This is a genomic window from Streptococcus sp. UMB0029, from assembly GCF_002871495.1.
Classification (GTDB): Bacteria; Bacillota; Bacilli; order Lactobacillales; family Streptococcaceae; genus Streptococcus.
In genome coordinates this window covers 111,508-125,404 of sequence record NZ_PNGD01000005.1, presented here as the reverse complement: position 1 = coordinate 125,404, position 13,897 = coordinate 111,508, and the positions used below count along the sequence as shown (strand labels likewise).

At 39.7% G+C, this 13,897-nt stretch carries 15 protein-coding genes and 1 pseudogene; 3 read left to right on the top strand and 13 right to left on the bottom strand.

Annotation, left to right across the window (positions count from 1 at the left end):
* Positions 1-270 precede the first annotated feature (270 nt).
* From CJ239_RS11855 to CJ239_RS04485, 12 genes and pseudogenes are all read right to left on the bottom strand, one after another.
* A pseudogene (locus tag CJ239_RS11855) lies at positions 271-1,116 on the bottom strand (IS630 family transposase).
* A 178-nt stretch (positions 1,117-1,294) separates the two neighbouring features.
* Entirely contained in the window at positions 1,295-1,951 is a 657-nt protein-coding gene (locus CJ239_RS04540; protein ID WP_102210700.1) for a CBS domain-containing protein, read from the bottom strand.
* A 688-nt stretch (positions 1,952-2,639) separates the two neighbouring features.
* Positions 2,640-3,350, bottom strand: a complete 711-nt coding sequence (locus CJ239_RS04535; RefSeq protein ID WP_000062200.1) for an ABC transporter ATP-binding protein — start codon at positions 3,348-3,350, stop codon at positions 2,640-2,642.
* Positions 3,350-4,114, bottom strand: a complete 765-nt coding sequence (locus tag CJ239_RS04530; protein WP_001185995.1) for an ABC transporter ATP-binding protein — start codon at positions 4,112-4,114, stop codon at positions 3,350-3,352. Before CJ239_RS04530 ends, CJ239_RS04535 begins: the two co-directional genes overlap by 1 nt.
* Complete coding sequence (locus CJ239_RS04525) at positions 4,114-5,070, bottom strand: branched-chain amino acid ABC transporter permease (RefSeq protein WP_000662290.1); 957 nt, start codon at positions 5,068-5,070, stop codon at positions 4,114-4,116. The genes CJ239_RS04530 and CJ239_RS04525 overlap by 1 nt, the downstream gene beginning before the upstream one ends.
* 3 nt (positions 5,071-5,073) lie before the next feature.
* Positions 5,074-5,943 carry a branched-chain amino acid ABC transporter permease gene (locus tag CJ239_RS04520; RefSeq protein ID WP_042901218.1) on the bottom strand — a complete coding sequence of 290 codons (870 nt, stop codon included), beginning with the start codon at positions 5,941-5,943 and terminating at the stop codon, positions 5,074-5,076.
* A gap of 116 nt (positions 5,944-6,059) precedes the next feature.
* A complete protein-coding gene (locus tag CJ239_RS04515; protein ID WP_102210699.1) occupies positions 6,060-7,220 on the bottom strand; it encodes an ABC transporter substrate-binding protein in 1,161 nt (386 codons plus the stop codon).
* A gap of 78 nt (positions 7,221-7,298) precedes the next feature.
* Complete coding sequence (locus CJ239_RS04510; RefSeq protein ID WP_102210698.1) at positions 7,299-7,574, bottom strand: YlbG family protein; 276 nt, start codon at positions 7,572-7,574, stop codon at positions 7,299-7,301.
* Positions 7,575-7,652: 78 nt separating this feature from the next.
* Positions 7,653-8,243 (bottom strand): ATP-dependent Clp protease proteolytic subunit ClpP, encoded by a 591-nt coding sequence (clpP, locus tag CJ239_RS04500; RefSeq protein ID WP_000613475.1) that lies wholly within the window; start codon positions 8,241-8,243, stop codon positions 7,653-7,655.
* Positions 8,244-8,416: 173 nt separating this feature from the next.
* Positions 8,417-9,046, bottom strand: coding sequence for a uracil phosphoribosyltransferase (gene upp, locus CJ239_RS04495; RefSeq protein WP_000515974.1), 630 nt, complete (start codon positions 9,044-9,046; stop codon positions 8,417-8,419).
* An 88-nt stretch (positions 9,047-9,134) separates the two neighbouring features.
* A complete protein-coding gene (locus tag CJ239_RS04490) occupies positions 9,135-9,602 on the bottom strand; it encodes a cytidine/deoxycytidylate deaminase family protein (RefSeq protein WP_000136973.1) in 468 nt (155 codons plus the stop codon).
* An 18-nt stretch (positions 9,603-9,620) separates the two neighbouring features.
* Positions 9,621-10,178: a TetR/AcrR family transcriptional regulator gene (locus CJ239_RS04485; RefSeq protein WP_102210697.1), complete on the bottom strand. Its 558-nt coding sequence runs from the start codon at positions 10,176-10,178 to the stop codon at positions 9,621-9,623.
* A gap of 124 nt (positions 10,179-10,302) precedes the next feature.
* On the opposite strand from CJ239_RS04485, the gene CJ239_RS04480 reads away from it, so the two are divergent.
* Genes CJ239_RS04480 through CJ239_RS04470 form a run of 3 tightly spaced genes read left to right on the top strand, consistent with a single transcriptional unit; the run spans position 10,303 to position 12,948 of the window.
* The gene (locus CJ239_RS04480; protein ID WP_102210696.1) at positions 10,303-11,148 is read left to right on the top strand and encodes a DegV family protein; all 846 of its coding nucleotides are present in this window, start codon (positions 10,303-10,305) and stop codon (positions 11,146-11,148) included.
* Between the two features lie 57 nt (positions 11,149-11,205).
* On the top strand, positions 11,206-12,378 hold the full coding sequence (locus tag CJ239_RS04475; protein WP_102210695.1) for an NAD(P)/FAD-dependent oxidoreductase: 1,173 nt from the start codon (positions 11,206-11,208) through the stop codon (positions 12,376-12,378).
* Positions 12,379-12,426: 48 nt separating this feature from the next.
* On the top strand, positions 12,427-12,948 hold the full coding sequence (locus tag CJ239_RS04470) for a DUF1697 domain-containing protein (RefSeq protein ID WP_102210694.1): 522 nt from the start codon (positions 12,427-12,429) through the stop codon (positions 12,946-12,948).
* Positions 12,949-12,989: 41 nt separating this feature from the next.
* Here CJ239_RS04470 and CJ239_RS04465 read toward each other — a convergent pair whose 3' ends face one another.
* Complete coding sequence (locus CJ239_RS04465) at positions 12,990-13,730, bottom strand: MerR family transcriptional regulator (RefSeq protein WP_102210693.1); 741 nt, start codon at positions 13,728-13,730, stop codon at positions 12,990-12,992.
* Positions 13,731-13,897 lie beyond the last annotated feature (167 nt).

Here is a 13,897-nt window from a genome sequence, read left to right as displayed (position 1 = left end):
GTCCCTTACTCATTGTGTAAGCAATAGACTAAGGATACCCTTAGCGATATTTATACATATTATACCACGAATTTTACAAACGATAAAAGAGGCTGGGCAAAAACCCACTTCTAACTATCAAAAAACGAGCATCTCCAACTACGGAAATGCTCGTTTTTTATATAGTCATTTAGTTTTATAGTGTATTGAAATGAGATATGAACAAATTGATTAGGAAAGTCAAATTAATTTCTAGAAATGTTTTAGCAGTCGCTGTGTACTATTGCAGTTTCAATCTACTATAAAAAAGCACTCCAAACATTCAAAAATATTTGGGACTTCCCTTAATAAATCCGTCACTTTCTTTTTCAATATAGCCCAAGCTTGCTCAATAGGATTCAAATCTGGTGAATAAGGTGGTAGAGGTAAGAAAAAGTGTTTATCTTGAATGCAAAGTTCATCCAAAATGTTCTTGGGATGAAAACTAGCATTGTCCATGACGATGACATGAGGTGTCTTCAAAGCAGGCAGGAGTTGTGTTTTGAACCACTCTACAAAGAAGTCACTCGTCATGCTCTCCTTATAAATCATGGAAGCTATAAAGTCTCCGTCTACTTGTCCTGCAACAATTGAAGTCCTCTCAAAACGCCGTTCGCTAATCTTTTCATAGACTTTCTCCCCTCTAGGAGCCCGTGCATAAGGACGATAGAGGTAGCGATCAATTACTGTTTCGTTAATATATACGACTGGTAAATCTTTTAGGCTATTCAAAATATCAAGAAACTCAGCAACTTTCTCTGGATTTTGTTCCTTAAAGCTAGTCGTCTTTTTTTAAAGTGACCTTAATCTGTTTTAAAGCTGCCCATACTGAAGGGACAGCACAATCAAAATGTGCCGCAATTTCCCGTAAAAAAGCGTCTGGATGAACCTCTACAAAGGATTTCAATTCCTCCAAAGGAATCTTTCGCTTTTTGACGACTCGCTTTTTCCGCTCTAAGTGTCCTTGTTCACGTCTTTCTTTTCCCAAGTAAAGAGAGTTCTAACGCCAACTTCAAAAACTTTGGCTGCCTCGACATGGCTGTGTCCCTCTTTGATGTAATCTAATGCTCCTTGTTTAAAATCTGTACTATATGCCATAACTTTATTATAACATGCCTATTTAAAACTAAGCAACTATATAAATTGGCCAAGAATCTAGCCTCTAAAACATCCACTATTCAAAAACCACACAGTGTTTCTTTCAGCTTGATTGAATTCAAGACTGGAATCACTGTGTGGTTTTATTTAGAAGCGAGTTTTTGCCCAACCTCCCTCCTTATAAAACTTTCGCAGAAGTACGACTGATCTCTTCTACTTGAATATTTTCAGCTTCAAATTTTTGCTTTAAGGCTGTTAAATCAACTGAACCATCGATTTGAACTTCGATAATCACCTTACCATCTTTACGCGGAATATTTACTGTATGTGAGATATTCAAATTTTCTTCAACGATTAGAGAAACAATCTTACCAAGAACTCCGACTTCATCTTCTGTAACGAAGCGCACCCGAATTCCTTCTTCTCCATAGCCAGCAATTTCAAGAAAGGCTTGGAAAACGTCACGGTCAGTAATAACTCCGTATACTTGATGGTTATCAACTACAGGAAGAATACCAATCTTATTTTTCAACATCAAATAAGTTGCATCCTCAAGACTCGCATAGCCTGAAACAGTGACAACATCGCGAATCATAACATCTTTTACTTTTGTCTTATTTAGAAGATAATTCATCTCATAGATAGAAAGACTTGTTGCTTTTGATGGACTTGCTTGGGCAATAGTTCCCTCGGTTACCAAACCAACCAATTGATCATTTTCGATAACAGGCAAGCGGTGTAATCCTTGCTCTCTCATCAAATCTGCTGCATGAGATACTGTTGTATCTGGACTAATATAAACTACCTTGCGGGTCATAAAATCTTTAACTGCCATGAGATTTCTCCTTTTCTATTCTTATCCCTATTATACAATCTTTTTGTAAATCTATCAAACGCTTACATTTCTTTTTCAAAATTCAGAAAAGTATGAATAAGCTAGCAAAAAGAGCTCTAAAATCGAGCTCTCTGAATGAAGGATAGACACACTTCATTCTGTTCTGTTTCAATGATTAGGAGCTAACCTTCCAGTGCAGATGAGAATTGCTTCACAGTCTCTATCTGCCGACTAAAAAGGTTCCCCGGACTATAATGATGATTACTTCGTAATCCTCATCCACCGACTAAAACAATCCACTGGATTCTGATGATTGCTCACGCAATCTCTATCTGCCGACTAAAAAGGTCCCCCGGACTATAATGATGATTACTTCGTAATCCTCATCCACCGACTAAAACAATCCACTGGATTCTGATGATTGCTCACGCAATCTCTATCTGCCGACTAAAAAGGTCCCCCGGACTATAATGATGATTACTTCGCAATCTTCATTTGCAACCTAAACTAGTCTCCCAGACTATGAGAAGACTGCTTCGCAATCTCCATCTGCCGACTAAAACAATCCACTAGATTCTAATGATTGCTTACGCAGTCTCTATCTGCCGACTAAAAAGGTCCCTCGGACTATTAATGAAGATTACTTCGTAATCTTCATCTACCGACTAAAACAATCCACTGGATTGTTTTAGCCACCTAGATATGCTTTTCTGACTTCTTCTGATGAGGCGAGTTCTTTTCCTGTTCCTGATAGAACGATTTTGCCTGTTTCCAATACATAGCCTCGGTCAGAGATTGCGAGTGCCTTATTGGCATTTTGTTCAATCAAGAGGACTGTTGTCCCTTGCTTCTGGATATCTTGAATAATATCAAAAATCTCTTGGATAAAGATTGGGGCAAGTCCCATTGATGGTTCATCTAAGAGAAGAAGTTTAGGCGTTGACATTAGAGCGCGTCCCATGGCAAGCATTTGTTGTTCCCCTCCTGAAAGAGTAGCTGCATCTTGGTTCTTGCGTTCTTCAAGACGTGGGAAACGTGAAAAGACCTTCTTCAAGTTAGCTTGATTTTCTTCACGATTTTTCTTTAAGAAAGCTCCCATTTCTAGATTTTCCATAACAGTCAAGCCAGGGAAGACGTGGCGTCCTTCAGGTACTTGTGAAAGACCACCTGCCACGATTTTCTGAGCTGGCATTTTTTGGATTTCTTGACCTAAAAATTCAATCTTTCCTGAACTTGGTCTAACTAGACCTGACAAGGTACGGAGAATGGTTGTTTTTCCAGCACCATTGGCACCAATAAGGGAAACAACTTCTCCTTCATTAACTTCAAAGCTTACATCACGGACTGCTTGGATCATGCCGTAATGCACAGAAAGATTATCAACTTTTAACATAGACATTAGGCTTCACCTCCTAGATAAGCTTCGATAACACGTTTATTGGTCTTAATTTCGTCTGGAGTTCCCTGAGCAATCAAACGACCGTATTCAAGTACGTAGATACGTTCTGTTACTTCCATGACCAGATTCATATCGTGTTCAATCAGCATGATCGTAATCTTAAATTCATCTTTGATACGACGAATTAACTCAGTCAATTCTGCTGTTTCCTGCGGGTTCATACCTGCGGCTGGTTCATCTAAAAAGAGAATTTTAGGTTCTGTAGCGAGGGCACGAACAATTTCCAAACGACGTTGTTGTCCGTAGGCAAGATTTTTAGCAAGAGTTTCTGCATCACCATCTAAATCAAAGATTTTCAGCAATTCCAAAGCCTTAGCCTTTAATTCTTTTTCACTCTTGTAAAAAGCTGGTAAGCGTAAGAAACTAGCAAAAACATGTTGCTTGTGATGGTTGCCAAAGGCAATCAAAACATTGTCCAAAACGGTTAAATCTTTAAAGAGACGGATATTTTGAAAAGTACGTCCAAGTCCCAAAGAAGCAATCTTATAAGGTGCCTTCCCATTTAAAAGATGACCATCAAGGGTAACTGTTCCCTCACTTGGTTCATAAACACCCGTCAAGAGGTTGAAAAGAGTGGTTTTACCAGCTCCGTTTGGACCGATTAGTCCAACCAATTCCCCTTCGTTCAATTCAAGAGTCACATCTCCAACAGCTGTTAGACCGCCAAAATGTTTGGTTAACTGTTTTACTTCAAGTAATGCCATTAGTTTTGCTCCTCCTTCTTAGATTTTTTAAAGAAACGTGATAGGCTTAATTCCCATGTCCCAAGGAGTCCACCTGGTCTGAAAATCATTACCAATACCAAGGCCAAAGCATAAATAATCATACGCACGCTAGCAACATCTTGGAGAAGCATATTCAAAATTCCCAGAACAATCGCTGAAACAATAGCACCTGTAATAGAACCAAGTCCACCAAATACTACAATGATCAAAACGTTGATTGAGTTGATAAAGGTGTAATCTTTTGGTACAACTGAACCGATAAATCCTGCCTGAAGTGATCCTGCAATACTTGCAGTAATGGCACCAAATACGAAGGCGATGATTTTAATCTTAGTCGTATTAACCCCAACTGACTCAGCAGCGATTTCATCCTCACGAACAGAGAGGGTTGAACGACCAATTGGACTACGCAAGAAGTTCAAGGTTGCAATGGTTGTAATCACGACAAAGAAGTATACCATTTGCCAAGTTGTAAAGTTAGGAATTCCCAAGATACCTGCCGCACCATTTGTAAGACTTCCGCCATTGATGATAAAGATACGGATAATTTCAGAAACACCTAGAGTCGCTACCGCAAGATAGTCCCCCTTCAAGCGCAAGGTTGGAATGCCGACAAGTAAGGCAACTGCTCCTGAAAGTAAAGCACCTACAAGCATAGCTCCAAAGAAGGCACCGTAGGTTGGTGATTTAGAACCAATAATAGCTGCTGCATAGGCACCAATCGCCATGAAACCAGCATGACCAAGTGAAAATTGTCCTGAAAAACCAACGATTAAGTTGAGACCAACAGCCAGAATAATATTAATTCCAATTTGTTGTAAAATCTGTACATAGAATAGGTTGAGTACTCCGACTGAAACCAGTACACTAATCAAGCCATAGCCAGCTAACAAAAGGAGTAACCATAGAATATTAACTTTTAAATTTTCTTTCATCGTTTACACCTTCTCTTTCACATTTTTACCAAGGATACCAGCTGGGCGGACAATCAAGATTAACAACAAGATTCCATAAACAATGGCATCACGGAAATCTGACATTCCAAAAGCTGTCGCAAAGGTTTCCAATAGACCAATTACAAAGCCACCGAGAGCCGCACCAGGAATGATTCCGATACCACCAAGTACTGCGGCAACGAAAGACTTAAGACCTGGAGTAACCCCCATCAAAGGCTCAAGAGAGTTATAATAGAGGGCAATCAGAACACCTGCCGCACCCGCAAGAGCTGAACCCAAAGCAAAGGTAAAGCTGATAGTACGGTTTACATTGATCCCCATCAATTGTGCCGCATCACTATCTACAGATACTGCACGCATTGCTTTCCCCATCTTAGTCTTTTGGACAATGACTTGTAACAAAATCATCAAAATCAAGGAAATCGCCAAAATCATTAACTGTACATTCGTTAAGCTAATTGGTCCCAAATCATAGCGAACTGTTTGAATCGCTTGAGGGAAGGCACGGGTATTGGCACCAACCAGATAGACCATGCCATACTCCAGTAGAAAAGAAACCCCAATAGCCGTAATCAAAACAGCAATACGAGTAGAGTGGCGCAAAGGTCGGTAAGCAAGAAACTCAATCACGACACCAAGAATGGCTGTCGCTAGCATAGCTACAATAAGCGCTATAAAGAAATTCATTTGAAAAGAATTAATCAAGAAATAACCGATAAAGGCTCCCATCATATAAATATCACCATGGGCGAAGTTGATGAGCTTGATAATCCCGTAAACCATGGTATACCCTAGAGCTAACAGTGCATAAACACTACCTAGAATCAAACCATTTACTAGTTGTTGGAGCATAAGATTCACTCTTTCTATTTATAATTTCGAGGGTTTTCCCTCACTTTTTGATAGGTTCTTAAACATCGAAACAGGGAGTGAGTCAAAGGCTCATTCCCTATTTCAACATTTTTCTATTATGGTTTTACAACCTCTGCTGCTTCAACCTTACCATTGTTCATAGTCATCATGTAAGCAGTTTTGACTGTGTTGTGGTCTGCATCGAAGCTTGTTTTACCAGTTACACCTTCAAAGTCTTTTGTTTTAGCAAGGTTATCCTTGATTTCACCTGAGTTTTTAGCACCTTTTGCTGCGTTTGCTACAAGGTGAACTGAATCATAAGCCAAGGCTGCAAATGTTGAAGGCTCTTCATTGTACTTAGCACGGTAAGCTTCAAGGAAGGCTTTGGCTTTAGCTGAAACTTCTACAGTAGTTGAGAAGCCTGAGATAAAGTAGATGTTTGATGCTTTTTCAGCAGTTGCTTGTTGTACAAACTCTTCACCATTGAATCCATCACCACCAACGATTGGTTTGTCAATTCCCATACCACGAGCTTGGTTTACAATTTTACCAGCTTCAGTGTAGTAACCAGGAAGAACGATTGCATCAAAGTCTTTCCCTTTCATTTTTGTAAGGGCTGCTTGGAAGTCTGTGTCGCCTGCTACGAAAGTTTCATCTGCAACGATCTCACCCTTGTATGATTCGCGGAAAGATTTAGCAATACCTTTAGCATAGTCACTGGCATTATCAGTGTAAAGGACAACTTTCTTAGCGTTTAATTTTTCAGAAACATAGTTTGAGATGATTTTTCCTTGGAAGCTATCTTGGAAAGTTCCGATAAAGAGGTAATCTTGACCTTTAGTCAATCCATCTTGAGTCGCACTTGGTGAAATCAATGGAACACCTGCTTTTGTAGCATTCGCTACCGCAGCTGCAGTTGCACCAGATGTCGCAGGTCCTACGATTGCTGATACTTTAGATTGGGTTACAAGGTTAGTTGTAACTGAAGCCGCCTCTGCTGTTTCAGACTTGTTATCTTTATCGACTACTTCGATTTGTTTTCCGTCGATACCACCTGCTGCATTGATTTCATCAACGGCAAGTTGGGCACCTTTTTGTTCAGATGTCCCGTAGGCTGCTACGGCACCAGTTTCTTCAAAGTTAAATCCGATTTTGATTGTCTTTTCATCTACTGAGTTACCAGCAGCGTTTGACGCTCCAGACTTGACTTCTCCACAGGCTGCAAGAAGTGCTACACTTGCAAGCGCCACAAACGATAGGGCAAATTTTTTCTTCATCTTTTTTGTCTCCTTATTTCTTAAATAAATAGCATGTTAAGAATATACCGAATTATCAGAAAATTGTCAACACATTTTTTAATTTTTTTCAGTGATAACGTTTTCTTCTCGATAAAGATTACCAACAAATGGCGTCTCCAACTCTTGAATGTGACAAGCTCTAACTTTTTTTATAAACTTTTCCTTGCTCAAGCGCCCGACTAATTGCTCCACTTCTTGAGTTGAAACATAAAGTTGCAAGTAACGATGCTTCTTGGAATGATAGGTAATATCTCCATAATCCTGCAGTTTTTTTGCATCACGATTATAGTAAAGATAGATAATCAAGCCAGATCGATTGACTTTTTCAAACATGGTAAATCCTCTTTCTAAGAAATCTCTCCCTATTATACCAAAAAAAGCAAACCCAGTCGAGTTTGCCTTCTATCATCATTAGTTCAATGAATTGTTGGCCATAATTTCATCAATAAAGCCATATTCAAGTGTTTCTTGGGCACTCATCCAGTTATCGCGTTCTGCATCTGCGTGGACTTTTTCGATTGACTGACCTGAATTTTCAGCCAAGATTTTTTCCAAGGTATTACGAGTTTTAAGCAAGTGTTCTGCAGCGATAGCCATATCGGTTTGTTGGGTACCACCACCTGTACCACCCATTGGTTGGTGAATCATGTATTCAGCATTGGGAAGCATGAAGCGTTTGCCTTTTGCTCCACTTGATGCGATGACAGTACCCATAGATGCTGCCATGCCCATAACGATAGTTTGGACATCTGCCTTGATAAAGTTCATAGTATCAACGATTGCCAAACCAGCTGAAACAGAACCACCAGGTGTATTGACATAAAGGTAAATATCCTTTGTACTATCTTGGGCATCCAAGAAAAGCAATTGGGCAATAACAGAGTTAGCCATGTTGTCTTCAACTGGACCTGTCAGCATGATGATGCGGTCTTTGAGAAGACGTGAGTAAATATCGTAAGAACGTTCTCCACGACTTGTTTGTTCAATAACTACAGGAATCATTTATTTCTCCTTTTGAGTTTTAATTTTGTTGGTCAAATGACTGAAGATAAGACTATTATAATATATTGGTCAAAAAAGGTCAAATTTTTGCTCTGTTTTCATTAGACAGAAACAAAAATTCAACCTCCTTTCGTGACTGGAAATTCTTTTCCAAGTCAATCTTCTTTTCGATCTTATTTCGTACCGAACAAGCGGTCCCCAGCATCTCCAAGACCTGGAACGATATAACCGTGTTCGTTCAAGCGTTCATCCAAGGCTGCTGTAAAGATTTCTACATCTGGATGAGCTTCTTGAAGGGCTTTTACACCTTCTGGAGCAGATACAAGACAGACAAATTTGATATTTGATGCGCCACGTTTTTTAAGAGAGTCAACAGCCAAGATCGCTGAGCCACCTGTTGCCAACATTGGGTCTACGACAAAAATTTGACGTTGGTCAATATCTTCAGGTAATTTCACTAGGTACTCAACTGGTTGAAGCGTTTCTTCATCACGGTACATACCGATGTGACCAACTTTAGCAGCTGGAACCAAGCTCAAGAGCCCATCAACCATCCCGATACCTGCACGCAAGATTGGAACGATGGCCAATTTCTTACCTGCCAATTGTTTTTGAACTGTTTTTGTAATTGGTGTTTCGATTTCCACATCTTCTAGTGGAAGATCACGAAGTACTTCATACCCCATCAACATTGCAATCTCATCTACTAGCTCACGAAAAGCTTTTGTAGAAGTATCTGTACGACGCAAGATTGACAATTTGTGTTGAATCAGTGGGTGATTAATAACTTCAATTTTTCCCATTTTTGGAATTCCTTCTTTCAATTTATTCTTCTTATTATACCAAAAAACGGTTTAAAAATCTTTCTAAACCATTTATTTTTGATAATTTTTACATTAGATCTGCCTCTTTAAGAGCTGCCTGCACTGTCTCAAGTGGTAAATGGGTCAATTCTGTCCCTTTTTCTTGATAAAGGTATTGGGCATAGTCATCCATTCGGTACTGGTTAATATAAACCACGCGCTTGCAACCAACCTGAAGCAATTGTTTGGTGCAATTCAGACAAGGAAAATGCGTCACATAGGCTGTAAAGCCTTTGGGAACACCACGTTCGGCACCTTGAAGGATAGCATTGACCTCAGCGTGAAGGGTACGAACACAGTGACCTTCAATGACCAGACATTCGTGATCAATACAATGCTCGGTACCTGACACCGAACCATTGTAACCAGTGGAAATAACCTTATTATCCTTTACCAAAATCGCTCCCACTTTGGCACGTTTACAAGTGGAACGATTGGCAATTAGTAGGGCTTGGGCTGCAAAATACTCATCCCAGGCCAGTCTTTTTTCAGTCATATCTCTTCTCCTTTTTCTCTATTTTTTAAAAAATGGTAAACCTAAATCTGCAATCTTTTCAGCAGGTACCTTCATGCCATCCTTGATCCATTTTAGAAGGACAGAGACGATGGCCGAGCTCCAGAAGGAATGAAGATAAGAGCTGACACCTTTTGATTTTCCATGGTGTTTTTCCAGAAACTCCTGCATAGCTTGGACAAAGATTTTTTCCAGATGGTAATCCAAGGCTAGTTGAATCACTCTGGCCTCCTTTCTTGCTTCGCGGAAAAGGTGAACCCAGACCAGATAAAGGTCTGTCTTTAAATCATAATGATGCAACTGTTCCATGATGTTGTGGACACTCCGTTTAAAGACACTCTCTAAAATTTCCTCTTTGGAATCATAATTACGGTAAAAGGCCGCACGCGAAACGCCTGCACGTTTGACCAATTCAGAAATACTAATCTTGGTCAAGTCCTTTTTTTCCAAAAGTTGCAAGAGGGCTGTTTCGATCGCTTCTCTAGTTAATAAATTGGATTCTTGGTTTGATTTTCTGAGATTTTCAAGAGATTTTTCAGAGATTCTACGTTCAGACATAACATTTTCTTTCTACTTGTCACAACAGACGGATAAGGCTTTTGTTTCAAGGGTTTTCATGATATAATTGTAAAAAAAGACAGAACCTTTGTCAATGTATAACTGGCAAAGATGGAGAATTTCTATGACTTGGAAGATTATTGCTGACTCTGGTTGTGATTATCGTCAACTGGCAAAACCAGCTATTGACACAACCTTTGTAAGTGTCCCCTTAACCATTCAAGTAGCTGATCAGATCTTTGTTGATGATGCCAATCTTGACATTGACCAAATGATGGAAACCATGTATGCAACCGCAGAAGCTTCAAAATCGGCTTGTCCAAGCCCAGATGATTATTTGCTAGCATTTGAAGGAGCCAAAAACATTTTCCTAGTAACCATCACTGGCACTCTTTCTGGTAGTCACAATAGTGCTCAACTGGCCAAGAATATTTATCTTGAAGACCATCCTGATACTAAGATTCATGTGATTGATAGTTTGTCTGCTGGCGGTGAAGTTGACTTGCTCGTAGAAAAATTAAATGACTTGATTGACCAGGGCCTATCTTTTGAAGAAGTGGTTGAAGCTATCACAGCTTATCAAGAAAAAACCAAGTTGCTCTTTGTTCTAGCCAAAGTCGATAACTTGGTGAAAAACGGCCGTTTGAGCAAGATTATCGGTACAGTCGTTGGTCTTCTCAACATCCGTATGGTTGGAGAAGCCAGTGAAACTGGCACCCTTGAATTACTACAGAAAGCACGTGGTCCAAAGAAATCAATTCAGGCAGCCTATGAAGAGTTGATAAAAGCTGGATATGCTGGTGGCCGTATTGTCATGGCCCAACGCAATAACGAGAAATGTTGTCAACAGCTTTCAGACCGAATCCGTGAAAATTTCCCACAGGCGGATATTAAAATTCTCCCGACATCTGGTCTCTGCAGTTTCTATGCAGAAGATGGTGGCTTGCTGATGGGATATGAAATTGACTAATTACATTCTTGACAAGAGGTGACTTCATCTCTTGTTTTTTTGTGGTACAATAGAGTTATGAAACATTTTGATACTATTGTCATCGGTGGAGGACCTGCTGGTATGATGGCTACGATTTCCAGTAGCTTTTATGGACAGAAAACCCTCCTCATCGAAAAAAATCGGAAACTTGGAAAGAAATTAGCTGGAACTGGTGGGGGACGTTGCAATGTAACTAACAACGGAACTCTAGACGACCTACTAGCTGGAATACCTGGGAACGGACGCTTTCTTTACAGTGTCTTCTCTCAGTTTGATAACCATGATATCATTAACTTTTTTACAGAAAATGGTGTTAAACTTAAGGTCGAAGACCACGGCCGCGTCTTTCCTGCTAGCGACAAATCTCGGACTATTATCGAGGCCTTGGAAAAGAAAATCACTGAATTAGGTGGCCAAGTTGCTACTCAAACAGAGATTGTTTCAGTAAAAAAGGTAGATGACAAGTTTGTCCTTAAGTCAGCTGACCAAACCTTCACTTGTGATAAACTCATTGTCACAACTGGTGGAAAATCCTATCCTTCAACTGGTTCGACTGGTTTTGGTCACGAGATTGCTCGTCATTTCAAGCACACCATTACCGAGCTTGAGGCTGCTGAAAGTCCTTTGTTGACAGATTTTCCACACAAGGCCTTGCAGGGAATTTCATTGGATGATGTGACCCTAGGTTATGGCAAGCATGTCATCACTCACGATTTGCTCTTTACCCACTTTGGTTTGTCTGGCCCTGCTGCCCTACGTATGTCTAGTTTTGTCAAGGGTGGGGAAATTCTTTCTCTAGATGTCTTGCCACAACTTTCAGAAGGTGACTTAGTTGACTTTTTAGAAGAGAACCGTGAAAAATCCTTGAAAAATGCCTTAAAAACTTTGCTTCCAGAACGCTTGGCAGAATTTTTTGTGCAAGGCTATCCTGAAAAAGTCAAACAGCTTACTGAAAAGGAACGAGAACAACTTGTCCAGTCCATTAAAGGACTTAAAATTCCTATAACTGGTAAAATGTCTCTTGCTAAATCCTTTGTTACCAAAGGAGGTGTCAGTCTTAAGGAAATCAACCCTAAAACCCTTGAAAGTAAGCTGGTACCTGGCCTCCACTTTGCTGGCGAGGTACTGGATATCAATGCTCATACGGGTGGCTTTAACATCACTTCTGCCCTCTGCACTGGCTGGGTGGCAGGATCAAACCCAATCTAAATCTAAATTATTCAATGGCTAAATCAGCCCCAAAAGAAAGGAAGTCCTTTGGAACATATTATCTTGTTAAGGGGAGTCACTCCTAATGGAAAAAATGCTATCCCTAAAATGTCTTATCTAGTAGATATCTTGACAGAAGCTGGTTTTCAACAAGTTCGAACCTATATTCAAAGTGGGAATATCATTCTTGAAAGTGACTTAGATTTAGAAACAATACGAGAACAGGTTCATACTCTAATAAAGGAAAAAATTGGTGCTGACTTAAAAATGGTCATCAAGAACAAAAGTGATTTTACAAAAATTGTCCAAGAAAACCCGTTTGGAGAACACTATCTTTATGACCGTATACACGTGATTTTTTATCAAGAATCTATTCAAAGTCTCCCTTTAGAAAAATTGAAAATTGATTACGGTGAAGAAGAAATTTGTATCGGTAACCATTGTCTTTACCTCTATCTCCCTAGAACTGCAAAACAAAAGAAACTCCATACCAACTATCTTGAAAAACTTTTTAATGTAGATTTGACCATGCGAAAACTAAATGTGGTAGAAAAATTATTAAGCAAGTAATACTTGAATTTAGAAAAAATCGGAAGAATACTCCTCCGATTTTATTTTGCTTGAGTTTGGACATAGTGAGCAATGACATCTGATGTGTACTGGGCTGTACCATCTCCAAATTTATCAATATTTTCCTTAAACTCTGGGTTATAAACGTAGCCTTTACCGATATGACCGAATACTTCAACGGAGCAGTCAAATCCATAAGTACGAATGGCTTGCAAGAGCTTAGCTGCTTGCTCTTGGTTTTCAGTTGCTGTTACAGGCAGACCAGCTTGAAGATTTTGTGCCAAAGCTTGAAAAACTTGATTGAAGGCAACCGTAGCCTCATCTTCGTGACCTTTCTGACGCTCCAGCGCTTGGTCCATGACTTCTTGTCCATATTTCTCCACCGCCTCTTGGTGGTATTTTTGATGGTCTTGGTAGTTAAATCCAGCAAATTTCTCTTGAATACTCATTTCTCTTTCTCCTTTTTGTTCTTGAATGGTTTTCTGCAAGGTGGAAATCAAGCTATCCAGATGTTCCCTTTCTCGAGTCAAATAGTCCAACTGCCTAGTCAAATGAGGCAATAAATCTGTCCTTTCTTCCTTTAATAGCTCTGCTATCTTTTCTAAAGAAAAACCTAGATATTTGTAGTAAAGAATGACCTGAAGGCGTTCCAAATCCTCTTGACTGTAAGTTCGATAACCGTTTTCTGACTTTAAAGGGACCAGAAGGCCTATCTTGTCGTAGTGGTGCAGGGTCTTGACAGAGACACCTGAAAGCTGGGCAGCTTCTTTTATATGGTACATGATTTCCTCCTTACACTAATAGTATAACCCCTCCCCTTAGGTCAGAGTCAAGCGATTTTGCGAAATTTTTTACTTTATCATAACATGAAAATGGTTTTCTTGACAGACCTTAGAAAACATGATAGGATAGTCAAGTCTATCAATCAAAAGAAACGCTCATTTTGAGT

Coding starts and splice junctions, on each gene's coding strand:
- CJ239_RS04540 (WP_102210700.1), bottom strand. CDS start 1,951: ATGGCAGTTAAAGATTTTATGACCCGCAAGGTAGTTTATATTAGTCCA.
- CJ239_RS04535 (WP_000062200.1), bottom strand. CDS start 3,350: ATGTCTATGTTAAAAGTTGATAATCTTTCTGTGCATTACGGCATGATC.
- CJ239_RS04530 (WP_001185995.1), bottom strand. CDS start 4,114: ATGGCATTACTTGAAGTAAAACAGTTAACCAAACATTTTGGCGGTCTA.
- CJ239_RS04525 (WP_000662290.1), bottom strand. CDS start 5,070: ATGAAAGAAAATTTAAAAGTTAATATTCTATGGTTACTCCTTTTGTTA.
- CJ239_RS04520 (WP_042901218.1), bottom strand. CDS start 5,943: ATGCTCCAACAACTAGTAAATGGTTTGATTCTAGGTAGTGTTTATGCA.
- CJ239_RS04515 (WP_102210699.1), bottom strand. CDS start 7,220: ATGAAGAAAAAATTTGCCCTATCGTTTGTGGCGCTTGCAAGTGTAGCA.
- CJ239_RS04510 (WP_102210698.1), bottom strand. CDS start 7,574: ATGTTTGAAAAAGTCAATCGATCTGGCTTGATTATCTATCTTTACTAT.
- clpP (WP_000613475.1), bottom strand. CDS start 8,243: ATGATTCCTGTAGTTATTGAACAAACAAGTCGTGGAGAACGTTCTTAC.
- upp (WP_000515974.1), bottom strand. CDS start 9,046: ATGGGAAAAATTGAAGTTATTAATCACCCACTGATTCAACACAAATTG.
- CJ239_RS04490 (WP_000136973.1), bottom strand. CDS start 9,602: ATGACTGAAAAAAGACTGGCCTGGGATGAGTATTTTGCAGCCCAAGCC.
- CJ239_RS04485 (WP_102210697.1), bottom strand. CDS start 10,178: ATGTCTGAACGTAGAATCTCTGAAAAATCTCTTGAAAATCTCAGAAAA.
- CJ239_RS04480 (WP_102210696.1), top strand. CDS start 10,303: ATGACTTGGAAGATTATTGCTGACTCTGGTTGTGATTATCGTCAACTG.
- CJ239_RS04475 (WP_102210695.1), top strand. CDS start 11,206: ATGAAACATTTTGATACTATTGTCATCGGTGGAGGACCTGCTGGTATG.
- CJ239_RS04465 (WP_102210693.1), bottom strand. CDS start 13,730: ATGTACCATATAAAAGAAGCTGCCCAGCTTTCAGGTGTCTCTGTCAAG.